Raw genomic sequence first — 21,420 nt, forward strand, 5'->3', positions numbered from 1 at the left:
TTTTGAAATCCTGCGCCGCGCCTAAACGTCAATGGAACAGGCCGATTGATCCCGGCCTCATTCCGTCGCATCCGCCAGCCGGGCCAAAGTTTCATCCCGGCCAAGAACAAGCATCATGTCAAAGACACTGGGGGAAACCGACCTGCCTGCAAGTGCCGCCCGGATGGGACCAGCAAGCTTGCCAAGCTTCGTCTCATGCGTCTCCGCTACAGCGGCGACGGCTTCCTCCAGAGCGTTCCGGGACCAATTAGCAGTTCGCAGGTGCGGCGTCAATTCTGCCAGTATACCACGGGATACTGTATTAAGTGCTTTAAGCGCTGCAGCATCCGGTTCGATGGGCCGCTTTGTCAGCACAAAGTGACCCTTTTCAATGAGTTGAGGAAGCGTCTTTGCCCGGTCCTTGAGGCAATAGAGCGCATTAGAAATGCCAGTGCTCTGGGCGTCGGTCAAAGCGGGGGCGCCCGTCGCTTTCAAAAAACCCTGTATTTCATGCAGCAGTGCAGCATCGTCCATCATTGCGATATGCTGGCCAGATACATTTTCCAGTTTCTTGAAATCAAACCGCGCTGGCGCTTTGCCGATTCCGTCAAGATCGAACCAGTCGAGCGCTTGTGCGGTTGTGAACACTTCGTCGTCACCATGGCTCCACCCGAGCCGCGTCAGATAATTGCGCAAGCCCTCAATCGGGTAGCCCATTGCGCGATACTCTTCGACACCAAGTGCGCCATGGCGCTTTGACAGTTTCTTGCCGTCCGGTCCGTGGATCAGCGGAATATGCGCCCAAACCGGAATATCCCACCCCATCGCGTTGTAAACGAGCATTTGCCGCGCCGCGTTCACCAGGTGGTCGTCGCCGCGAATAACATGGGTGACGCCCATGTCATGATCATCAACCACCACCGCAAGCATGTATGTCGGGGTGCCGTCGCTGCGCAGGATCACCATGTCGTCCAACTGATCGTTGCGAACGGTCACGTTCCCCTGAACCTTGTCGGCCACAATCGTTTCACCGGTCTGCGGCGCTTTGATCCGGACAACAAAGGGATCATCCGGGTGGCTCGACGGGTCTGCATCCCGCCAAGGTGAACGGAACAGCGTCGAGCGGCCTTCGGCCTTGGCAGTTTCGCGAAACGCGGCGATTTCATCCTGCGTTGCAAAGCACTTATAAGCGGTGCCCGCGGTCAACATCTGATGGGCGACCTCTGCATGGCGCGCTGCCCCTTCGGCTTGGCTGACGGCGTCACCGTCATGATCCAGGCCAAGCCATGCCAACCCATCCAAGATGGCCTGTGTGGCTTCTGGCGTTGAGCGCGCCCGATCCGTGTCTTCGATCCGAAGCAAGAACTTACCGCCCCGGCCGCGTGCATATAGCCAGTTGAACAGCGCGGTGCGCGCGCCGCCAATGTGCAGAAATCCGGTGGGCGAGGGGGCGAAACGGGTCACGACCTGTTGGTCTGTCATGGGGCGGCTCCTGTTGTTACCGGCTGCTTAATGCGGCGGAGGGGCGGGGTAAAGCCGGGGACATGCTGCGCGGCTTTAACCCTTTCGAAACTCTATCGAAGCAGGTTGGTCTAGCCACTTGTGCGCCAAAAGGCATCACCGTGAATGTGTCAGACCCGCTTAACCGCTTGATCGGTCTCCAGCGCGGGCACCTGTTTGCTTGGGTGCCCGTTTGCCTTGGCGTTGGCATAAGTCTCTACTTTTCGCTGCGCTGGGAGCCCGGACTGACGGTATTCCTTATAACCGGGGTCGTCTGTGTCGTGTCTTTGTGCGGGGTGAGGTGGTTGCCTGAAACAGCTGGCCCCTTTGCGGTGGCGCTTGCACTGGTTGCCGCCGGTTTTTTGCTAGCGGGCCAACGGGCGCATCTTGTGGCCGCTCCGGTTCTGGAGTTTCGGTATTACGGACCGATTGAAGGGCGCGTTGTTGCCGTTGACAGATCCCAAAGCGAAAAGTTGCGGGTTACGTTGGACCGGGTTGTACTTTTGCGCGTCTCTCCGGGCAGAACACCCGCTCGCGTGCGCGTTTCCATGCATGGCGATCAGGTGTTCACTAATCCTCTTCCAGGCCAAACTGTTGCCGTTACAGGCCATTTGACCGCCCCGTCTGGACCAGTCGAACCACGGGGCTTCGATTTTCAGCGTATGGCCTGGTTCGATAGGATCGGTGCCGTGGGCTATGCCAGAACTCCGTTGGTCCTCATTGCGCACGCTGAAAGAGGGGAGCCGCTGGCCGCACTCAACCGCTTTCGGCTTCGCCTTTCGGCGGCTGTGCAAGGCGCATTGCCCGGCCAGGTTGGGGCGTTCGCAGCAGCAGTCACCACAGGTGACCGCTCAGGGCTGAGTGGCCCTACGCTAGAGGCCATGCGCGCGAGCAATCTGGCGCATCTTCTCGCCATTTCCGGGCTGCATGTGGGGTTATTGACCGGGTTTATCTTTACCACACTCAGGGCTGGAATTGCTTTGGCGCCTCGCGTTGCGCTCCGGGTGCATAGCAAAAAATGGGCTGCAGCATTCGCTTTGTTAGCCTCAGCCGCTTACCTCGCTTTGTCGGGTGGGAATGTCAGTACGCAGCGTGCATTTATCATGGCCGCTGTGATGCTGGTTGCAGTCCTTCTGGATCGGCGTGCTCTGACGCTGCGGTCGGTTGCACTCGCCGCTGTGATTGTCTTGGTCTGGCAGCCGGAATCGCTGTTTTCGCCTGGGTTTCAGATGTCTTTTGCGGCAACAACGGCGCTGGTCTGGGTCTTTGGCGTGATGCGCACGGCAGCCTGGCGCCCGCCTAGATGGGCCAAGGGTCTCGTCGGTTTGACCGTTTCCTCGGCAATCGCGGGACTGGCGACTGCCCCGTTTGCGGCTGCCCATTTCAACCAGGGGGCAAATTACGGTCTGATTGCAAATCTGGTGTCTGTACCGGTGATGGGAGCGCTTGTGATCCCAGCGGCGGTTCTTGCGGCCGTTCTCGCACCGCTCGGATTGGCGCAGATCGGGCTGTGGGCGATGGGGCTTGGCATCGCATGGATCTTGCAGGTCGCGGAAACCGTGGCTGGGCTAGATCACGCGGTGCGGTATATTCCGCAACCTGACCCGATTGTAATGCCAGTGTTCATTTCGGGAGCGTTGCTTGTGATGCTCTGGCAGGGACGGCTGAAATGGGCGGGACTAGTTCCGCTTGTCGCAGCGTTCGCGTTCTGGTCGGGATCTGAACGACCGACCTTGCTGGTGGCGGACAATGCAGCGCTTGCCGGGGTCATGACCGAGGATGGACGCGCCCTTTCAAGGGCACGGGGGCATGGGTTTATCGCCAAAAGTTGGTTGGAAAACGATGGTGGCGATCGCGACCGCGACGCGGCTTCACGAAGAGCGGCGCAGTTTGCGACTGCTGACGACGCCCCGCTCTCGTTTCGTGTCGGGCAGAGGCGCGTATCTGTTTTCTTTTCGGCAGATTTAGAAACGGTTGAAGCTGCGTGTCGGCGAACCCCGGTCATAGTGACCAACCGCGACACCGATGCACCGCTGCTTGGGCCCTGTGTGATCCTTGGGCCAACCGAAATGGCGCGCACCGGGGGCATGGCAATTCGATTGGATAACACTGACGTAAGGGTGTCGACTGTGCGCGGCGTGCATGGGTTTCGCCTTTGGAATCATTCGACAACGCGCGCAACGCCAATGTCGCATCTGCCCATCGCCGCCGTCCCCAAAGGGTCGCTACTTGGTTCTAAACGCTTGGAAAAAACTCTCCCCAGCGGTCAGTCAACAAACGCCGTTGCGCTTGGCGGCAATAACCAGGCTCGAAAGCACCTTGATGCTGTGACCGATCCGCTTGACGAGGTTACAGCACTTGAAAAGCGCGTAGAACATGCCCTCGGCCGTCCCCGAACTATGCCGGAGCAACTGGTCTCTCGGACTCAGTATGAGCGGATCAATCCGACCAACTTGCCCTGAATTTCCACCTGATCCGCTGGCAAGACTCGCGTTTCATAATCCGGGTTGGCCGCTTCAAGCGCGACACTGCTGCCTTTGCGGCGGAACCTCTTCAACGTTACCGAGTATTCGTTCTGATCATGAAACGCGGCGACCACGATTTCACCGTTATCCGCAATATGACCTTCGCGGATAACGACAACGTCGCCATCGTTGATCCCTGCATTGATCATCGAGTCCCCGCGCACTTCAAGCGCGTAATGATTGCCTGATCCAGCAACCATGGCCGGGGGGACAACGATGTTTTGCTGAACCTCGGCAATCGCGGCGATGGGTCCGCCAGCTGCAATCCGGCCCAAAAGCGGCACGGCCAACGATGTGGCCTGCGTCATTTCAGGCACGCCAGCGGTGTCGGGCAAATCCCCATCAACCACTCGCGGTTCAAAGCGGCCGCCACCCAGCGCATCGGGCAGCTTCACGATTTCCAGAGCACGGGCTTTATGAGCCAGACGGCGGATGAACCCCCGTTCTTCTAGCGCGGTAATCAGCCGGTGAATTCCCGATTTTGACCGCAGATCCAGCGCTTCTTTCATTTCATCGAAAGATGGCGGAACCCCGTCGCGTTGTACCCGTGTGTGAATGAACTCCAGAAGATCGAGCTGTTTCTTCGTCAGCATACACTTTGCTCCACCAGCGTTGCCCACTACTCAGGGCCTTGTTTCACTTGTGTTCTAGTCTTGTTCACCGTTTGTGTCAACGAATCGCGCAACGACAAAGTGACTCAAATTTTCACGATTTCCACGGTTTCACCGATGCTGCGCGGCAGATCACCGACTGGGCGTACGATGAGCGCGTCTGCTTCAGACAGAACTTTTTGCAAGCTGCTGTCTTGTCTGTCGGCCGCGCGCACTCGGCCGTCGGGCAGGAGCATCGCGCGCATGTAATGTTCGCGAGGCCCGTTTTCGGGGAGCGGCGCGGCAAGACTGGCAAGGCTGCGCGGGGCAGGCGCCGCGGCGTGGCCGCCAAGGAACCGGAGAGCGGGCTGCATGAAAATCGTCCCGCAGACCATGGTCGACACAGGATTTCCGGGCAGTCCTATCATGGGCGTTCCGCGCATACGCCCCGCCATCAGTGGCTTACCTGGCCGCATGGCTACTTTGTAAAAAGCCTGATCCAAGCCAAGTTGCTTTGCCGCTTGAGCCAACAAGTCGTGATCACCGACCGAGGCGCCGCCACTGGTCACCACAAGATCAGCCCCTTCGGCCAGCGCAAGGCAGGCCTCCAGGCTTTTAACCGTGTCGCGCGCCAAGGGCAGAATGCGGGCAATCGCACCGACGCTTTCGGCCAGTGTCGCAAGCCCAACGGCATTGGATGCAATGATCTGGTCCGGCGCTGGGCACTCGCCGGGCATCACCAATTCGTCGCCGGTGGACAAAATGGCAACGACCGGTCGGCGAACAACCGGCACTTCGGGGATGTTCATGGATGCCAACAACATCAGGTCAGCGGGGCGCAAGACACGCCCCTTTGGTACATGGTCCCCAATTGCGAAATCGCCGCCCTGTTTGCGGATATGGCGTGATCGATCGGCATTGCCCGAGACGGTCAGCATCCCGCCTGACAGGGCCGTGTCCTCTTGCATAACGACGCGATCTGCCCCTTTGGGCACCGGCGCGCCGGTAAAGATACGCACGGCTTCGCCCGGCCCGACGAGGCCACCAAAGGCGTGACCGGCGGCGGCTTCACCGATAATTTTCAAAGGGGCACCTGCCTGCAAATCGCCATCGCGCAGCGCATACCCATCCATTTGCGAGGCATCGAATGGGGGCTGGTCGCGGCGCGCAGTGGCATCGGCGGCCAGAACCCGGCCCGATGCGTGGCGCAGCGCCACACTTTCCGACCCGAGCGGGGTCAGCAGCGCAAAGATCTGGTCAAGCGCCTGCGCGACAGAGATCATCGGGTCACTCTTTTGATCCAGGTGCCTCAAAGCGGCCTGACTTGCCGCCTTCTTTCAATTCCAGCCGGATTTCGCCGATCACCATCGTCTTCTCGACCGCCTTCACCATATCATAAAGGGTCAGTGCAGCCGTCGAAACGGCGGTCAGAGCTTCCATCTCAACGCCGGTTTGACCAGCTGTCTTGACGGTTGCCGAGATCCGCACACCGGGCAGTTGAGGGTCCGGCGCCAGGTCCACCGCGACCTTGGTCACGGGCAGCGGGTGGCACAGCGGGATCAGGTCAGAGGTGCGTTTCGCCCCCATGATGCCGGCCAAGCGTGCCACGCCCAGAACATCGCCTTTTTTGGCGCGACCCTCGGTAATCAACGCCAGCGTTTCCGGCGTCATGCGGACATAGCCAGAGGCCACGGCAAGCCGCGCGGTCGCCGCCTTGTCAGACACGTCCACCATATGCGCATGGCCGGACCCGTCAAAATGCGTCAGCTCAGCCATCAGACGACCGGGTCAGACAAAAGGGTTCGCGTGGCATTTTCCACATCGTCTTGGCGCATAAGACTTTCGCCAATCAGAAAGGTGCGCACGCCGTGGCCAGCCATCTCGGCCAGATCAGCGCGAGAGTTCAGCCCGGACTCAGATACAACCATCCGCTCCGGCGGCACCTTTGGCGCAAGCTGGCGCGTGGTGGCCAACGTCGTCTCAAAGCTGCGCAGGTCGCGATTGTTGATGCCGATCAGGGGCGATTTCAAAGCCAGCGCACGGTCCAGTTCGGCAGCGTCATGTACTTCGATCAGCACATCCATTCCCCAATCCATCGCCGCTGCTTCCAGTTCTGCTGCCTGTTCGTCAGACACGCTTGCCATGATGATCAAAATGCAATCCGCTCCAAGTGCCCGCGCCTCGGCCACCTGCCACGGATCATACATGAAATCCTTGCGCAGCGCAGGCAGGCCCGTGGCCGCCCGCGCGTCTCGCAAATAGTCATCTGCGCCCTGAAATGACGGGCCGTCGGTAAGCACCGAAAGGCACGCTGCGCCGCCTGCCTCATACGCCCGTGCAAGCGCAGGCGGGTTAAAATCGGCCCGGATCAAGCCTTTGGATGGGCTGGCTTTTTTCACTTCGGCAATCAGGGCGTAGCCGTTCTTGGCCTTGGCGCGCAACGCTGCCGCAAAGCCGCGCGGCGCATCGGCACAACTGGCGCGCGCTTCGATTTCAGCGAGGGAAAGACGGGCCTTCCGCTCTGCCACTTCTTCCAGCTTATAGGCCTTGATCCGGTCAAGAATGGTGCCGCTCATTGTTGTCCCTCTGTGCTGAGCCGTGCAAGCGCGGTCACTTTTCCAAGCGCGGCGCGGCGGTCGATGCTTTCGGCCGCCATGGCGACCCCTTCGGGCAATGATGCGGCTGCATCCGCGATGACCAGCGCCGCCGCGGAATTCAGTAACACCGCGTCGCGGTAAGCCCCAGCTTCGCCGTTGAGCAATGCCAGCAACGCGCGCCCGTTCTCAACGGGTGCCCCGCCCAAGAGCGCCTCGAACGGATGCACGGGAAGCCCCGCTTCTTCGGGATGCAGTTCGCGTTCCGTGACGACGCCGCCGGTCAGTTCGGCCACATAGCTCACCCCCGCGATGGACAGCTCATCAGTTCCGTCCCCGCCATGCACGAGCCATGCGCGGTCACTGCCAAGCGCTGCCAGCACCTCAGCCATGGGCCGGATCAGGTCTCGCGTGTACGCTCCGGTCAGCTGTCGGCGCACCCCGGCCGGATTTGTCAGCGGGCCAAGAATGTTGAAAATCGTCCGTGTGCCAAGTTCGGTTCGGGCTGGCATGACGTGCTTGATGGCCGGGTGGTGCATGGGCGCCATCATGAAGCACATGCCAATCTCGGCCAGTGCACGCTCGGCAAGATCTGCGCCGCGCATCACCGCAATGCCCATCTCGCCCAACGCATCGGCTGCACCTGATTTACTGGACAGGTTGCGGTTGCCATGCTTGGCGACAGGAACGCCCGCGCCCGCAACGACAAAGGCCGTTGCAGTGGAAATGTTCAACGTGCCTTTGCCATCGCCGCCAGTGCCGACAATGTCCATCGCGCCCTCCGGGGCAGACACCGGCACACATTTTGTCCGCATCACAGCCGCCGCGCCTGCGATCTCGTCGACGGTTTCGCCGCGTGTCCGCAGGGACATCAGAAAGCCGCCAATCTGTGCAGGGGTCGCGTCGCCCTCGAACAGGATTCCAAACGCCGTGCGGGCCTGCTCTGTGCTGAGCGGGCCGTTCGCGGCCGCATCGATCAGGGGTTTGAGACGATCACTCATGCCACCACCTTCATGGTATCCACAAAGCGGCGCAGCATTTCGTGGCCATGTTCGGATGCAATGCTTTCTGGGTGAAACTGAATGCCTTCGATAGGCAAAGTGCGGTGGCGCAGACCCATGATGGTGCCATCTTCAAGCCACGCAGTGACTTCCAGGCAATCAGGCAATGTATCGCGGTCCACGACCAACGAATGATACCGTGTCGCCATCAATGGGCTTGGCAGACCCGCAAAAACGCCTTTGCCCTCGTGATGCATCGCGCCCAGCTTGCCGTGCACGATCTCATGGCACCGGACCACGGTGCCGCCAAAGGCCTGCCCAATGGTCTGGTGACCAAGGCAAACGCCCAACAGCGGCGTGCCCGTTTCCGCAGCAGCGGTGGTCAGCGCCAAGCATATCCCGGCCTGATCCGGATCACACGGACCCGGGGAAAGCACGATCCCTTCGGGCCGCAAGGCCATCGCGGCCTGAACATCAATCCGGTCGTTGCGGTGGACCTGCACATCGGCCCCCAGTTCGCCCAGATAGTGGACAAGGTTATAGGTAAAGCTGTCGTAGTTATCGATCAGCAGCAGCATTGGGCCGCCTTCCGTCACATGGATTTAAGTGCGGTCATGTGTTCAGGTCAGGGCCGGGTGGTCAAGGGGCCAACAAGACGATACCACCGTCAAAACGGACAGAAACGGGGCAGGCGGACCATGTGGCGCGGTCTATTGGCAGGGGCATTCTGGGGCGGCTTGGTTGGTGTGCTCGTGCTGGTTGTGGCGGCACTGACGCTTGAAGGGCGCAAGGGTGCAGATGCACCGCAGGCTGTGACTGATACCCCAGCGGTGAATGTACCGCTTCCGCGCTCGCCAGACACTGCGCCGCCTTTGCCGGGGGCGCACGCAAAGCTTGCCGATCAAGCAGCAGATGATGTGGCAGTTAGCCATTTGACCCGACCTGATCTGCGCGGTTTGCTTCCCCGGCCGGGCAAACCAGCTTTGCCCGATCTTATCGCCGCGGACCCGCCCACTAAAATGGCAGAGGCGCCCCCTGAGCTGCCTGAGCCAGCGCTGCCAGCCCAATTGCCCGCGGGCCTTGAAGTGGCTGCCAGCATCCCGACCCTTGCGCCACCGCCGGCGCAGCATGGCGGTACCGCAGCATTGGGTGCGCCGAAGGATCCAGCCGCTTTGCGCCCTCCACCCGGCAAACCGGGCACCGCTCTGGCAACGTCACTGCCTGCGCAGCCCAATGCGCCGGGTCCACTGATTGCTGCCGTTGCAACGCCCCAAGGCTCCCAACCACCGGCCGAATCCGGGTTGCCCGAGGGCATAGTCCCAAACTTTGAGTTGCTTCCTCGTGCGAACCTGCCTGAGCATCCAGTCGAGGTGGGAATAACCGCGCGCCTGCCGATACCACACCAAGCTGCGAGCGCACGCATTCTGGCCAGCCCTTTGCGCGCCGGCCCGCGCATCGCCTTTATTCTGACAACAGACACGGCACTGGGCCGGCCTTTGCCAGACTGGATAATGACCGACCACGGCAGTGGCGTTGCACCGTTTCAGGCCGTTCTGTGGACCGAGGCGACCCCAGAAACAGACCTGCCGCAAGTCTTCGCCGTGGGGTCAGGCCGCGCCTTTGCCGAAGTGCGGGCAGACGGTCGGCACGACGCGTTGCTGGCCTATGCACGCCTAGACAGCGCCGCCGACGCTACGCAGCAGATACTGCGCCGCATTGCTGCCCGCGCACGGCGCGATGGCGATGTAAGTGTATTGGTCGGGAGCGACCCGGCCCTGTGGGCTGTTCTGGAAAGCTGGCTTGGCGATCAGGCGCAGGATCTGGTTCCCATGCCTGCCGCCGCGTTACTGCCTTGACCCCGTATCCTGTGCTGTTCAGGTGTTGCCGCCCTGAAAGCGCCCTGCATCTGCGGCGGCTTTGCGAATCGCTTGGGATTTATTGACCGTCTCTTGCCATTCGGCTTCGGGGTCACTGTCGTATACGACCCCTCCACCTGCTTGAATGTAGAGCTTACTGTCCTTGACCACGGCGGTCCGTAGCGCGATGCACATATCCATGTCGCCATTGGCCGCGAAATAACCGACGCCGCCACCATAAACACCGCGTTTTTCCGGCTCAAGTTCGTCGATAATCTCCATCGCGCGAACTTTCGGCGCGCCGCTGACGGTCCCGGCGGGCAAGCCAGCTAGAAGGGCAGACAGGGCGTCATGCTCTGGCGACAATTCGCCCACGACATTCGACACGATATGCATAACGTGGCTGTAGCGTTCGATGATGAACTGCTCGGTCGGGCGCACAGTGCCGATTTTGCTGACGCGGCCTGTATCATTGCGGCCCAGATCCAGCAGCATCAGGTGCTCTGCCAGTTCTTTGGGGTCTGCCAGCAGATCCGCCTCAAGGGCGCGATCTTCTTCCGGGGTTGCCCCGCGGGGGCGCGTCCCGGCAATCGGGCGAATGGTGACCTCGTTCCCGAACACCCTCACAAGGATCTCGGGGCTTGCCCCAACAACCTGAAACCCGCCGAAGTTGAAAAAGAACATGAAGGGCGACGGGTTCGTCCGCCGCAGCGATCGGTACAACGAAAAGGGAGGCAGTTCAAAGTTCTGCGTCCAACGCTGTGCTGGCACGACCTGAAAGATGTCGCCGGCGCGTATGTAATCCTTCGCCTTTTCGACTGCCTCAAGATACGCGTTCTTGGTGAAGTTAGACACTGGGGCTGCATCCGCGCGGGCTTCGCCCAATTGACGCGCTTCGGCGGCGGGCTGGCGTTCAAGGTCGCGCACGGCGTCCATCACCCGTTCGGCTGCTTGCGCGTAAGCCGCGCGCGCGGAAAGCCCGTCGCGCACCCACACAGGCGCGACAACGGTAACCTCGCCTTTCACCCCGTCCAGAACCGCCACAACAGAGGGTCGCATCAGCACCGCGTCGGGTAATCCCAAAACATCCGGGTTCACATCGGGCAAATGCTCGACCAGACGGATCATGTCATAGCCAAGATACCCGAACAGCCCTGCCGCCGAGGCGGGCAGATCGTCGGGCATGTCAATCCGGCTTTCCGCGATCAGGGCGCGAAGGCTTTCGAGCGGGGGCAGGGGCTCTGTTTCAAAGGTTTCCCTGTCAAAACGCGCCTGCCGATTTAACCGTGCCTCATCGCCATGGCATTCCCACACCAGATCCGGCTTCAACCCGATGATGGAATACCGGCCGCGCACTTCGCCGCCGGTGACCGATTCCAGCATGAACGTGTCGGGCTGTGCCGACCCAAGCTTGAGCATCAGCGACACAGGCGTGTCGAGATCAGCGGCAAGCCGGGTAAAGACGACCTGATTCAGACCGGCGTCATAGCCTGCGGCGAATGTTTCAAAAGGTGTCAGGCTCATTGGATTTGCGTATGCACCGCGTTGAGAGCGGCCTGATTGATCGAAATCCCAGCCTCAGCTTCGATGGTGCGCACCAGAGTGTTCAAGACGTCCTGCGCCATAGCCTGGCTGGCCTGCTGGTCCATTGCATCGCGCAACGCTTGGGCATCGGCGGCGCCTTGATCCGGTTTGGTGGCTGTCTCAAGCCGCACAATCACAACTCCGGCGCCGTCTTCCAGAACCGTTGCTGCGCCCGGTGTCAGATTGAAAATCTCTGACACGGCAACTGCGGGCAACCCTTCGACCGCGCTGCGCCGGGTGATACCGTCGCGGGTTACCGGCTCCAGCCCCAAATCGCTGAAATCTGTGCCGTTTGACAGTTGCTCCGCCATCGTTTCGGCGTGGGCGGTCAGGGCGTCGCGGGTTGCGGCGGCGTGGGCAGCGGCGGTGACGTCCTCGCGAATATCTTCCAGCGGCGGAACCACTGCCGCGACAGTGTCGTCCAGCCGCAACGCGAAAATGCTGCCGTCTTCGGTGACCAGCATTTCCGGGAAATCATCGTCGGTCACGGACTGGGCCGCCGCATTGAAGGCATCATAAGCGGCGATCCCGTCTTCCGGGCCGCGCCAGTCTACGGTGCCAAGCTCCATCTCGCTTTCGGCGGCCAGATCTTCAAGCGTGGCGCCACCTGCCAGCAAATCGTTCAGCGGTTCCATCTCGTCCGCGATGACCTGCTCGGCCCGGTCGCGGGCCAGTTCTGCGCGCAGACTGTCGCGCGCCTCTTCAAAGGTTGTGGTCCGGGCAGAGATGATCGCATTCACACGAAACAGCGCCGGCCCAACGGGCGACGGAAGCGGCCCGACAACCCCGGTATCTTCCAATGCGAAAACATCAGCGCCAGAATCGCCAAGGCCGCGCTCAGTGACAAAGCCAAGGTCAACGTCATCAATGGTCAGACCGCGATCCGCCAGCAATGTGTCAAAATCCGTCTCGCCAGCCTCAATCGCGTCGCGGGCGGCTTGTGCGGCGGCCTCATCGGCGAACCCAAGACGTTCAACCAATCGCTGTGCCGGGGTGTTGAATTCGGCGCTGCGGGCATCATAAGCCTCGCGCAACAGGTCTTCGTCGATGTCGATGGTTTCCAGCATCATGTCAGGCGTCAGCCACGCATAGGTGATCGCTTTGAAACCGGGTACCTCAAACAAACTGCTGTTTTCGTCGTAAAAGGCTTGGACGTCTTCGTCGGTCGGCGCAGGGACCGGGGCGTCCAGCAGATCAGGGCCGATTTCGGCAAAGCTGATCGCCCGTGTTTCGCCGAGGAAGTCATAAATGGCTTCGGAATACGCAGGCTGGGGCATGACGCCCTGCGCAACCGCAACCTGCAAGAGATTGCTCGCCAATTCTGCCCGGATTGAATCTTCGAAGTCCGGTACGTTCAAACCTGCGCGGTCCAGTGCAAATTCATAAGCCTCGCGGTCGAACTGGCCGTCAATGCCTTGAAATCCGGGGATCGACACGATTTGCTGGCTGACGCGGGCATCCCCAACGCTCAACCCCGCAAGGCGCGCCGCTTCTTCCAGCGTGGCTGCTGCCAACAGGTTTTGCAACACGGCCGTATCGATGCCCTGCGCTTGCGCGTCGGCCATTGTCACCTGCGTCCCGGTTTGGTTGCTCAATCCGGTCAGCTCCTGCTGCAACGCACGGGCATAAGTGTTGATGCTGATCTCGGTCTCACCGACCGTGGCCACGTTGCGCACTGTCCCACCAAAATTGCCGGTGCCGAAACCCGCGAGCCCGACAATCAAAAGCCCGAGAATAACCCAGACCACGATATTGGACGCCTTGCCCTTTTTCGCCATGCGATGTGCCTTTTCGTTCGATTGATGGGGTCAGTGGATCAGATCGGTCAGGGCCGCACAGGCCCAAGTGCCGAACGCGTCAACTGCCGCGATAGGGTTCAACGTATTGCAGGGCCATGTCCCATGGAAAAAAGATCCATGTGTCTTGGCTGACTTCCGTGATGAATGTGTCCACCTGCGGCCGACCCTTTGGCTTGGCATAGACTGTGGCGACATGCGCCTTCGGCATGGTCGCGCGGACCACTTCCAATGTGCGGCCCGTATCGACCAGATCGTCCACAATCAGAACCCCGGTGCCGTCACCAATGATCGCCATGTCGGGCGATTTGATGATCCGCGGCTCGCTTTGGGTTTGGTTGTTATAGCTTTTCACCGAAATCGTATCGACCGTGCGAATGTCCAGCTCGCGGGCGACGATCATCGCCGGGGCCATGCCACCGCGCGTGATCGCAACAACGGCTTTCCAGCCGCCATCTTCCGGCCCATGGCCATCCAACCGCCAAGCGAGCGCGCGACTATCGCGGTGGATCTGGTCCCAGCTGACGTGGAACCCTTTTTCATGCGGCAGTCTATCAGTCATGTCCTGCGTCCTCTCAGCCGATTGCAAGTTTGGCGGCCAGAGCCGCAAGAAGCCCGCCAAAGGCTCTGTCGATGCCGGATTTCAGCCGACTATACGCATCCCGAGCGCGCGCCGACGAAAAAAGTCGGCCCACAAGGATATACCACAAGGCTTCGTTCAAGATGATCACGACCAACAAGGCAGCAATCACAAACAGGGGCGTGCCTTGCGGAACCAGCCCGGCGAAAACTGCGCCAAAAAAGACGGCCGGCTTTGGATTTGCAAGTTGTGTCAGAATGCCAAAGCGCAAGGCAGAGCCAATGCTGCGCGGGATCGCATCCAGCTCGACGGGGGGCAAAGGGTCGCTTGCGTGGCGCCACATACCAATCGCCAGCCAGATCAGGAACAGCGCACCGCCAAGTTTCAACGCGGTCAACGCGGCCGGAGCAACAGCCAGCACAGCCGCAAGCCCTGCCAACGCCGCTGCCGCCCAGACGGCTGCCCCTAGTCCCAGCCCGAACGCCAGCCCGATCGCGGGGCGAAACCCTTCGCGCACAGCCACACGCACGGCCACCACAAAGGCCGGGCCGGGGCTGATGGCGGCAAGCAGGTGCAGCGCCGCAACAGACAGGAACAAACCTGCGGTCATCCTTTGGTCATATCCGGTGCGTCGACCGCTTTCATGCCCACCACGTGATACCCGGCATCAACATGCAGGTTCTCACCGGTCGTGCCCGACCCCAGATCAGACAGCAAATACACGGATGCTTTGCCAACTTCATCTTGTGTCACGTTGCGGCGCAGGGGCGAGTTATACTCGTTCCACTTCATGATGTACCGGAAATCGCCAATGCCGCTGGCTGCGAGTGTCTTGATCGGCCCGGCGCTGATCGCATTGACGCGAATGCCCTTTTTGCCCAGATCTTCGGCCAGATACATCACCGACGCTTCCAATGCGGCCTTGGCGACCCCCATGACGTTATAATGCGGCATGACCTTCTCGGCGCCGTAATATGTCATGGTCAGGCAGGATCCGCCTTCTGTCATAAGCTTTTCAGCCCGCTGAACTACAGAGGTGAAGGAAAAGACAGAAATATCCATTGTCGTGCGGAAGTTCTCCGGGGATGTGTCCACATACCGGCCGCGCAATTCCGCCTTGTCTGAAAATCCGATGGCGTGAACCACAAAATCCAGACGGCCCCAAACGCGCTCCAACTCTGCAAACAACTCATCCAGCGACGCTGGATCGCTGACGTCGCATTCAACCAGAATGTCGGAGCCGAGCTGCGCCGCAAGCGGTTCGACGCGCTTTTTCAACGCTCCGCCTTGATAAGAAAAAGCAAGCTCTGCACCATGCTCTGCACAGGCCTTGGCGATACCCCAAGCAATCGACTTGTCGTTCGCCAACCCCATGATGAGGCCACGTTTCCCACTCATCAGCGTAGTTGACATTTTTCTTTCCCCGCGCACCATAGATTTTAGGTCGTTTAGGCCATTGCTGAGCCAGCATCAAGACATGGCACCTGCCGACGAAACGCGATATTGGTCGGAAAAATTGAATGTGTTTACGCAGGGGGGTGAGTATGACCGAAAGAACGGGTATCTTCGCAGGAGATGATCCCTTCGCTTTATCACGCCGATGGCTTGAGGAAGCGGAAAAGAGTGAACCAAATGATCCAGATGCAGCAGCCTTGGCGACGGTGGATCGCAACGGCATGCCAAATGTCCGTGTCGTTTTGATGCGCGGGGTTGAAGACAACGGATTCGTTTTCTACACGAATTACACCAGTGCGAAGGGGCAGGAGCTTGAACAAGCGGGCTCGGCAGCTTTCGTCATCCACTGGAAATCGCTTCGTCGCCAAATCAGGGTGCGCGGTCCAGTTGCGCGCATTGATCCAAGCCAGTCGGACGCCTATTTCAACGCGCGTCCGGTTCAAAGCAGAGTGGGGGCTTGGGCGTCTCGACAATCGACACCTTTGCAAAGTCGTGAGACACTGATCGCAGAAGTGGAACGCCTGACTGAAACGCTGGGGGATGCGCCGCCGAGACCGGAACATTGGGGGGGATACCGTATCACTCCGTTGGAAATAGAGTTCTGGGCAGACGGTGAATTTCGGCTACATGACAGGTTTCGCTGGACACGGGCTGACAGAATGTCAGGCTGGACCATAGACAGGTTGTTTCCATGAGGGGCTTACACCGTGCTGTCTTGGTCCGGAAAGATGCCGCCAAAGTGGTCAGCGAACGCCAATTGGCCGACCCCACAACACGCGGCGGGGCAAGCAGTGATCAATACACGCAGCTCTTGTTTACTGCGCGATAGCGAAGAGAATTTATTTTGAATAATGTTGATGAAATTGACGACGAAATCCCCGAGATCCTGAGTGGTCAGGTCAAGTGGTTTGATCCTGCAAAAGGGTTCGGGTTTATCGTTTCGGATACCGGTGGGGCTGATATCCTGCTGCATGCAAACGTGTTGCGTTCCTTTGGGCAAAGTTCCGTCGCGGACGGTGCAGTCGTGGAAATTGCGGTCACAGAAACGCAGCGCGGACGGCAAGCCGTTGAAGTGCTGCGCATTGATCCGCCACGCCCTGATGAAAGCGATACAAGCTATTTTGGCGAAGATGTCGACATCAGCACCGCCGGTCCACTAGAAGCGGCACGGGTCAAGTGGTTCGACAAGGGCAAGGGCTTCGGCTTCGCAAATGCGTTCGGCAAACCTGGCGATATTTTCGTCCATGTCGAAGTGTTGCGCCGGTCCGGCCTTGCCGATTTGCAGCCTGGCGAAGCGATCTGTGTGCGCGTGGTTGAAGGGCGGCGCGGCCTGATGGCCTTGCGCGTCTACGCCTGGGAACAATCGCTCTATCAGGACGAGATCGAAGAATGAGGCACCTCTTTGGCGCTGCCGTACTTGCGCTTGCTGCCTATGCGGCGGGCCCTGTTCTGGCGGAATGCGCGCCGGACAGGGTCGATTTGCGCGGCGACTGGGGCACGGCCCGGTTTAGTGTCGAAGTCGCGGATACCGCAGACGAACGGTCGCAAGGGCTCATGCATCGCGAGTCGATGCCGCGCGGGGCAGGGATGCTGTTTGTTTATGACAAAGAGCAATCGGTGTCTTTCTGGATGCGCAACACGCTGATTCCCCTCGATATGATTTTCGCTGATTCGGCAGGGATTGTCCGACGCGTTCACGAGAATGCGATTCCTCTGGATGAAACGGGGATTCGCGGCGGATCGAATATTCAGTACGTTTTGGAAATTAATGGCGGGCTTTCGGCCAGATTTGGCATCAATCCGGGCACTGAATTGCGCCACATAGCCCTTGGAGACGGCGCTGCGTGGCCGTGTGAGTAATTTCGCACTTTCCTTCGCCGTCGCACATCGTTAGAGACACGGCAGTCGGGGCGTAGCGCAGCCTGGTAGCGCGGCGGTTTTGGGAACCGTAGGTCGTAGGTTCGAATCCTATCGCCCCGACCACTTCAAATCCAGTTAGTGGCGGCAAAGTGAAAACCGGGACACGCCCGTAGTGGCTCGCTGAACTTGATTTGTCTGAAATGTCAGCCTTGAAGGTCGTGCGACGTCGGCGGCCCCGTCTCGAAGTGCATTTCTCGCCCGCCCACAGATTGCATCCTTACTCAGCAACGACTTGTATGCTCTGCGTCGGGACGTTTTGGCAAATTCCTGCAATTTTTCTGTCTTCGACCATATCCCCCCCTTGCGAGGGGGCGCAGTTCCTGCCAAAAGCTGCCGAGCCCAAACAGGGCCCGAGTGGCGGAATGGTAGACGCAGGGGATTCAAAATCCCCCGCCGCAAGGCGTGCCGGTTCGAGTCCGGCCTCGGGTACCAATGGGTTAGCGGATACGCACATTCATTGCGTATGGCGTGCCCCACCATTGCAGCACACCTTTATATTCCGTTTTGCTCTCGTAAGGTCTGAGCATCGTTCGACATGACACGTTCGCTCGGCGAGAGTCACCGCAGCGTCGGTTTGGAACCGCCTTGCAGCTCTTGAGTGTCCGTCGTCAGGGTTTTCGGGCCAGATGGCAGCCCGAGGTAAGAGAGGGTTTGCCACAGCTCGTTTGGCCGTGTGGTCTTGTCCTTGACCTCATCGGCTGCTGACAGCACCACATAGGCCGGGCTGGTTATCAGGTTGTAGGACTTGAGAATGCGATAGGCGGAAGCCTCTGACACAAAATACGTTTCCGTGTCGGTGAGCCGCAAGGCCAACTCACCGGGCGACAGATCGCTTTCCTTCAGTGCCAGGTCTTTGATCTCCTCCCGCACCGGTTCGGGAATACGGTTCCAGACGCGGGATGGCCTCGGGCTACGATCTTCAAGCGCTTCGGCGCCGCCTGACAGATATCGGTCATATCAGCGGTAGAAGGTCGTTTGGCGAGTCCCGAGCTTGTCCAACGTGCGTTTGGTCGGCAGATACGATCCTTCGGCGCGGCGGATGATCTTCAGCTTTTCGGATGCAGGGTATCTCATTCGTCGTCGCCCCCATCCGCGATCATGCCTTTTTGAGCAGCCGCAGTTAAACGGCCTGTTCGGCCACGACCGTTTTCAAATCACGGGATTCTCTGCGCACGTCTTTAACTTCGGTCGAGGTCGCTGCGCGGGCTGTGTCACCCGCCAGGCGCTTCTTCCCAGCTTCAAGGAACTCCTTGGACCAGCTGCAATACAGGCTTTGCGCAATACCTTCGCGGCGGCACAGTTCGCGATGCTGTCCCCGCCCTTCAGGCCGTCCAACACGATACCGATCTTCTCTTCAGCAGTGGACTGTTTGCGCGTTGCACGGCTGATGTCCTTCACGACATTTTCACCGTGGCTCTTACGTGGTCCGGGTTTCTGCCTCATCTCCACTCCCCGGCGGTTAAGATGTGCCAGAAACCGTCTCTTATCCAATCACCCTAAACGGTCCCATTGGTGCTGACGTCAGACAGTCTTCAGGCTTTTGGATTGAGCATGCTAGCCTTGCAGTGCGGCTTTCCGCCTAAGACCGTTCCGTCCGGGAGCTTCGCAACCCAATCGTGCTGAGCAAGGATGGCCAATGCTTGGTCCATCGTTTGCTTGTATCGGGTCCTGTCAGGGCCATTTTGTAACATCCTATCCGTTGCGAAGCCACTGCCGGGTGTCAGATTGCTTTTGAGCCAGTCGGGACGCTTCTGGGCGTGACCGACCGCTTCACTACCTAAGTCAAAGCCGCAGCGAAGGCTTAGCCGACATGCACCGCCTCTTGCCCGAATGCCCCACCTGCTACAAACTTACATGTGGAAGAGACGTGTCTGTTTGACCGTCGGGTCTGTGGTCAACGGATCAGGGAGTTGCCGTGCTTTTGGGAGGAGCGTGTCATGACATCCAAGAACACATCATCGGAAAATCAGACGCCGCCGCAGGGCTTGCCCAAGGTCAATCAGGTCACTGCGGATGATATCAGGGCATCGCTCAAGGCGGGGTTTTCCGACTTTTTGGCGCGTCCGGTCATGAGCGGATTCTTCGGCCTGTTCTATGCGGTCTTCGGGATCCTGCTGATTTTGTGCCTGGTCTGGCTCAGCAAGATCTGGATGATCATTCCGGCCCTTGTCGCCTTCCCGTTGGTGGCACCTTTTGCCGCTGCCGGGCTTTATGAAATTTCCCGCCGGTTGCAGACGGGAGAGAGTTTTGGCTGGCATGAAATTCTCACCGTTATGGTCAATCAACGCAAGCGCGAGATGGGCTGGATGGCCTTTGTCACCCTGTTCATCTTGTGGGTCTGGTTCTATCAGTTTCGCACCGTGCTGGTGATTGTCCTGATGGATTCATCCTTCTCGGATTTTGAAGGCTTCTTGAACGTCGTGTTCTTTACAGCGGAGGGCTGGACCTTCCTTGCTATTGGCACCTGCGTCGGCGCTTTGCTGTCTGCAGTCCTGTTCTCGGTGACCGTCATTGCCATGCCCATGCTGCTTGACCGGGAAATGGATTTCGTTTCCGCGATGCTCACCTCTATTGCCGTCGTTAAGAAAAGCCCCGTGGTCATGCTCGCTTGGGCGGCGATCATCTCGATCACCATGCTATTGTCGATGGCTCCGGCATTCATGGGCTTGATCTTAACGCTACCGATCCTTGGCCATACCACATGGCATCTCTATCAGCGGGCAGTGGAGTGAAGTCGCGACCGAGCGGGCGGCGGATCCACGTTGAAGAACTTCAAATCGAACGTCGCACCATTCCTGACCCCCTTGCGAGGGTTTTCGGTTACGCCTATGCGCAGCGCAGCGCAGAGCGGCGTCCTGTCCAAGCTGGGTTGCCAATGGATACAGGGACGGCCCTGAGCGGACCTTGAGCAATGTGTCCAAATGCTTCGGTCGCAGCCCTCATTGTCGCCTTTCGCTGCGAAAGCACAATCGGCGTCTAAGCCAACTCACAGTTCGCTGACCTTTCTGCCGTTCTCTGCACCTGATTGTTTAATGCTGTACGCGCGGATGCTCCGACAGTTGGGCGGACAACCCAAATTCGCCGAGAAAGCGACGTGCGAAACCCAATACAATGTAAGCCGACGGAGTTGATGTGCTGATACAAAAAATGACGGCACTAAATGGTCTCAGCGCGCGCTGCATTTGCCGCGCGCCCGAAGCATGCGATGGCGACCAAGACGGAGGCGTCGGGCCTTAGCAACCGAAAACCGGCCTCAAGCGTCCGGATTGGTATCGTTTGGCCATGTCCGAGAGCGGAATGACCCAGATATTGACGCCATTCCAGCGCAGCCGGACCGATCAAACCGGTCGAAACAGACCGCCGACATGGCTTCCACGCCCGGTGCCAGGTATTTGCGCGGATCGAACTGACCATTGTCCTCTGCCGGCACCTTGCGGATCGTGCCAGTCAAAGCCATTCGCAGGTCTGTGTCGAAGTTGACCTTGCGCACCCCGTGCTTGATGCCCAGTTCGATCTCTTCCAAGGGCACACCCCAAGAGGGAACCATTCCCCCGCCATACCGATTAGATGACAATCCCGGAGCGAAATGGATCAAAGAACCGGTGGAATAGTCCCCAACGGCTGGTGTCTGGCAGGCGCCTTGGCGCGTGACCGCATCGCAGCCGTTCAAAGACCCGCTTTGCGGTGTGCCGTTGCTTCTTCAGGCGGCCTTTGTCGTTCTCCAGTATCTGGTCGATGACCGGAACGAAGCGATCGAGCGTCGGTCGGACCGGCGGTTTCGACCGTCGATAGCCTGTTGGCACCGAGTGCTTCAGGAGCTTTGCAACCGTCTTGCGGTCAAATCAGAACGCCCGGGCCGCTTCGCTCTGGCTCATCCCTTCGATATGGCACGCCCGGCACGCCCGGTTGTAAAGTTCCACAGAATACATCTCCCGCCCTCAGCTCGCTCGCCTCGGGCCCAAGATGCGGGTTTTTCTCCGCGACGGTCAGATCACCCGACCGTTTCTGCTGTCCATTTTGCCTCCGGGATTCGCATCATG

General features: G+C 59.5%; 19 protein-coding genes, 2 tRNA genes and 1 pseudogene. 8 read left to right on the top strand and 14 right to left on the bottom strand.

Annotated elements, in window-relative coordinates; genetic code table 11:
- Positions 1-57 precede the first annotated feature (57 nt).
- Complete coding sequence (gene gltX, locus E2L05_RS09995; RefSeq protein WP_133342769.1) at positions 58-1,461, bottom strand: glutamate--tRNA ligase; 1,404 nt, start codon at positions 1,459-1,461, stop codon at positions 58-60.
- 140 nt (positions 1,462-1,601) lie between these two features.
- On the opposite strand from gltX, the gene E2L05_RS10000 reads away from it, so the two are divergent.
- Positions 1,602-3,941, top strand: coding sequence for a ComEC/Rec2 family competence protein (locus E2L05_RS10000; protein ID WP_243721935.1), 2,340 nt, complete (start codon positions 1,602-1,604; stop codon positions 3,939-3,941).
- Here the strand turns inward: E2L05_RS10000 and lexA are convergent.
- The 6 genes from lexA to E2L05_RS10030 form a co-directional block, all read right to left on the bottom strand.
- Positions 3,905-4,597, bottom strand: a complete 693-nt coding sequence (gene lexA / locus E2L05_RS10005) for a transcriptional repressor LexA (RefSeq protein ID WP_133342771.1) — start codon at positions 4,595-4,597, stop codon at positions 3,905-3,907. The genes E2L05_RS10000 and lexA overlap by 37 nt on opposite strands.
- 104 nt (positions 4,598-4,701) lie before the next feature.
- Positions 4,702-5,877 (bottom strand): molybdopterin molybdotransferase MoeA, encoded by a 1,176-nt coding sequence (locus tag E2L05_RS10010; protein WP_133342772.1) that lies wholly within the window; start codon positions 5,875-5,877, stop codon positions 4,702-4,704.
- A 4-nt stretch (positions 5,878-5,881) separates the two neighbouring features.
- Positions 5,882-6,370, bottom strand: a complete 489-nt coding sequence (moaC, locus tag E2L05_RS10015) for a cyclic pyranopterin monophosphate synthase MoaC (protein ID WP_133342773.1) — start codon at positions 6,368-6,370, stop codon at positions 5,882-5,884.
- On the bottom strand, positions 6,370-7,170 hold the full coding sequence (trpC, locus tag E2L05_RS10020) for an indole-3-glycerol phosphate synthase TrpC (RefSeq protein ID WP_133342774.1): 801 nt from the start codon (positions 7,168-7,170) through the stop codon (positions 6,370-6,372). The genes moaC and trpC overlap by 1 nt, the downstream gene beginning before the upstream one ends.
- Positions 7,167-8,189: an anthranilate phosphoribosyltransferase gene (gene trpD, locus E2L05_RS10025; RefSeq protein ID WP_133342775.1), complete on the bottom strand. Its 1,023-nt coding sequence runs from the start codon at positions 8,187-8,189 to the stop codon at positions 7,167-7,169. The genes trpC and trpD overlap by 4 nt, the downstream gene beginning before the upstream one ends.
- Positions 8,186-8,767 (bottom strand): anthranilate synthase component II, encoded by a 582-nt coding sequence (locus E2L05_RS10030; protein ID WP_133342776.1) that lies wholly within the window; start codon positions 8,765-8,767, stop codon positions 8,186-8,188. Before E2L05_RS10030 ends, trpD begins: the two co-directional genes overlap by 4 nt.
- A 120-nt stretch (positions 8,768-8,887) precedes the next feature.
- Between E2L05_RS10030 and E2L05_RS10035 the strand changes: the two genes are divergently transcribed.
- On the top strand, positions 8,888-10,045 hold the full coding sequence (locus E2L05_RS10035) for a hypothetical protein (RefSeq protein ID WP_133342777.1): 1,158 nt from the start codon (positions 8,888-8,890) through the stop codon (positions 10,043-10,045).
- A gap of 18 nt (positions 10,046-10,063) precedes the next feature.
- Here E2L05_RS10035 and trpE read toward each other — a convergent pair whose 3' ends face one another.
- The 5 genes from trpE to fabI all read right to left on the bottom strand — a co-directional run bounded on the left by trpE (position 10,064) and on the right by fabI (position 15,418).
- Positions 10,064-11,569, bottom strand: coding sequence for an anthranilate synthase component I (gene trpE, locus E2L05_RS10040; RefSeq protein WP_133342778.1), 1,506 nt, complete (start codon positions 11,567-11,569; stop codon positions 10,064-10,066).
- Positions 11,566-13,407 carry a peptidylprolyl isomerase gene (locus E2L05_RS10045; protein WP_133342779.1) on the bottom strand — a complete coding sequence of 614 codons (1,842 nt, stop codon included), beginning with the start codon at positions 13,405-13,407 and terminating at the stop codon, positions 11,566-11,568. Before E2L05_RS10045 ends, trpE begins: the two co-directional genes overlap by 4 nt.
- A 79-nt stretch (positions 13,408-13,486) precedes the next feature.
- Positions 13,487-13,987 (bottom strand): xanthine phosphoribosyltransferase, encoded by a 501-nt coding sequence (gene gpt / locus E2L05_RS10050; protein ID WP_133342780.1) that lies wholly within the window; start codon positions 13,985-13,987, stop codon positions 13,487-13,489.
- A gap of 13 nt (positions 13,988-14,000) precedes the next feature.
- Positions 14,001-14,615 (bottom strand): LysE family translocator, encoded by a 615-nt coding sequence (locus tag E2L05_RS10055; protein WP_133342781.1) that lies wholly within the window; start codon positions 14,613-14,615, stop codon positions 14,001-14,003.
- Complete coding sequence (fabI, locus tag E2L05_RS10060; protein WP_133342782.1) at positions 14,612-15,418, bottom strand: enoyl-ACP reductase FabI; 807 nt, start codon at positions 15,416-15,418, stop codon at positions 14,612-14,614. The genes E2L05_RS10055 and fabI overlap by 4 nt, the downstream gene beginning before the upstream one ends.
- A 131-nt stretch (positions 15,419-15,549) precedes the next feature.
- On the opposite strand from fabI, the gene pdxH reads away from it, so the two are divergent.
- From pdxH to E2L05_RS10085, 5 genes are all read left to right on the top strand, one after another.
- The gene (gene pdxH / locus E2L05_RS10065) at positions 15,550-16,155 is read left to right on the top strand and encodes a pyridoxamine 5'-phosphate oxidase (protein WP_133342783.1); all 606 of its coding nucleotides are present in this window, start codon (positions 15,550-15,552) and stop codon (positions 16,153-16,155) included.
- Between the two features lie 149 nt (positions 16,156-16,304).
- Positions 16,305-16,853: a cold-shock protein gene (locus tag E2L05_RS10070; RefSeq protein ID WP_394346549.1), complete on the top strand. Its 549-nt coding sequence runs from the start codon at positions 16,305-16,307 to the stop codon at positions 16,851-16,853.
- Positions 16,850-17,320, top strand: a complete 471-nt coding sequence (locus E2L05_RS10075; protein ID WP_133342784.1) for a DUF192 domain-containing protein — start codon at positions 16,850-16,852, stop codon at positions 17,318-17,320. The genes E2L05_RS10070 and E2L05_RS10075 overlap by 4 nt, the downstream gene beginning before the upstream one ends.
- A gap of 46 nt (positions 17,321-17,366) precedes the next feature.
- A tRNA-Pro gene (locus E2L05_RS10080) sits at positions 17,367-17,443 on the top strand.
- Between the two features lie 285 nt (positions 17,444-17,728).
- Positions 17,729-17,812: transfer RNA gene (locus tag E2L05_RS10085), tRNA-Leu, on the top strand.
- A 216-nt stretch (positions 17,813-18,028) separates the two neighbouring features.
- Here the strand turns inward: E2L05_RS10085 and E2L05_RS21080 are convergent.
- Positions 18,029-18,823 (bottom strand): annotated as a pseudogene (locus E2L05_RS21080) (helix-turn-helix domain-containing protein); the annotation flags it as partial.
- Between the two features lie 494 nt (positions 18,824-19,317).
- On the opposite strand from E2L05_RS21080, the gene E2L05_RS10095 reads away from it, so the two are divergent.
- Positions 19,318-20,112, top strand: coding sequence for a DUF2189 domain-containing protein (locus E2L05_RS10095; protein ID WP_133342786.1), 795 nt, complete (start codon positions 19,318-19,320; stop codon positions 20,110-20,112).
- A gap of 521 nt (positions 20,113-20,633) precedes the next feature.
- Here the strand turns inward: E2L05_RS10095 and E2L05_RS10100 are convergent.
- The gene (locus E2L05_RS10100) at positions 20,634-20,927 is read right to left on the bottom strand and encodes a class II fructose-bisphosphate aldolase (RefSeq protein ID WP_243721936.1); all 294 of its coding nucleotides are present in this window, start codon (positions 20,925-20,927) and stop codon (positions 20,634-20,636) included.
- Between the last annotated feature and the right edge of the window lie 493 nt (positions 20,928-21,420).

Source organism: Meridianimarinicoccus aquatilis (assembly GCF_004358675.1).
GTDB lineage: Bacteria > Pseudomonadota > Alphaproteobacteria > Rhodobacterales > Rhodobacteraceae > Meridianimarinicoccus > Meridianimarinicoccus aquatilis.

Excerpts from the sequence above, each read along its gene's own strand:
- pdxH (WP_133342783.1), top strand. The coding sequence starts at position 15,550 with ATGACCGAAAGAACGGGTATCTTCGCAGGAGATGATCCCTTCGCTTTA.
- E2L05_RS10055 (WP_133342781.1), bottom strand. The coding sequence starts at position 14,615 with ATGACCGCAGGTTTGTTCCTGTCTGTTGCGGCGCTGCACCTGCTTGCC.
- E2L05_RS10030 (WP_133342776.1), bottom strand. The coding sequence starts at position 8,767 with ATGCTGCTGCTGATCGATAACTACGACAGCTTTACCTATAACCTTGTC.
- fabI (WP_133342782.1), bottom strand. The coding sequence starts at position 15,418 with ATGTCAACTACGCTGATGAGTGGGAAACGTGGCCTCATCATGGGGTTG.
- trpC (WP_133342774.1), bottom strand. The coding sequence starts at position 7,170 with ATGAGCGGCACCATTCTTGACCGGATCAAGGCCTATAAGCTGGAAGAA.
- E2L05_RS10100 (WP_243721936.1), bottom strand. The coding sequence starts at position 20,927 with ATGGTTCCCTCTTGGGGTGTGCCCTTGGAAGAGATCGAACTGGGCATC.
- trpE (WP_133342778.1), bottom strand. The coding sequence starts at position 11,569 with ATGAGCCTGACACCTTTTGAAACATTCGCCGCAGGCTATGACGCCGGT.
- gltX (WP_133342769.1), bottom strand. The coding sequence starts at position 1,461 with ATGACAGACCAACAGGTCGTGACCCGTTTCGCCCCCTCGCCCACCGGA.
- E2L05_RS10035 (WP_133342777.1), top strand. The coding sequence starts at position 8,888 with ATGTGGCGCGGTCTATTGGCAGGGGCATTCTGGGGCGGCTTGGTTGGT.
- E2L05_RS10095 (WP_133342786.1), top strand. The coding sequence starts at position 19,318 with ATGACATCCAAGAACACATCATCGGAAAATCAGACGCCGCCGCAGGGC.
- trpD (WP_133342775.1), bottom strand. The coding sequence starts at position 8,189 with ATGAGTGATCGTCTCAAACCCCTGATCGATGCGGCCGCGAACGGCCCG.
- E2L05_RS10045 (WP_133342779.1), bottom strand. The coding sequence starts at position 13,407 with ATGGCGAAAAAGGGCAAGGCGTCCAATATCGTGGTCTGGGTTATTCTC.
- E2L05_RS10010 (WP_133342772.1), bottom strand. The coding sequence starts at position 5,877 with ATGATCTCTGTCGCGCAGGCGCTTGACCAGATCTTTGCGCTGCTGACC.
- moaC (WP_133342773.1), bottom strand. The coding sequence starts at position 6,370 with ATGGCTGAGCTGACGCATTTTGACGGGTCCGGCCATGCGCATATGGTG.
- lexA (WP_133342771.1), bottom strand. The coding sequence starts at position 4,597 with ATGCTGACGAAGAAACAGCTCGATCTTCTGGAGTTCATTCACACACGG.
- gpt (WP_133342780.1), bottom strand. The coding sequence starts at position 13,987 with ATGACTGATAGACTGCCGCATGAAAAAGGGTTCCACGTCAGCTGGGAC.
- E2L05_RS10075 (WP_133342784.1), top strand. The coding sequence starts at position 16,850 with ATGAGGCACCTCTTTGGCGCTGCCGTACTTGCGCTTGCTGCCTATGCG.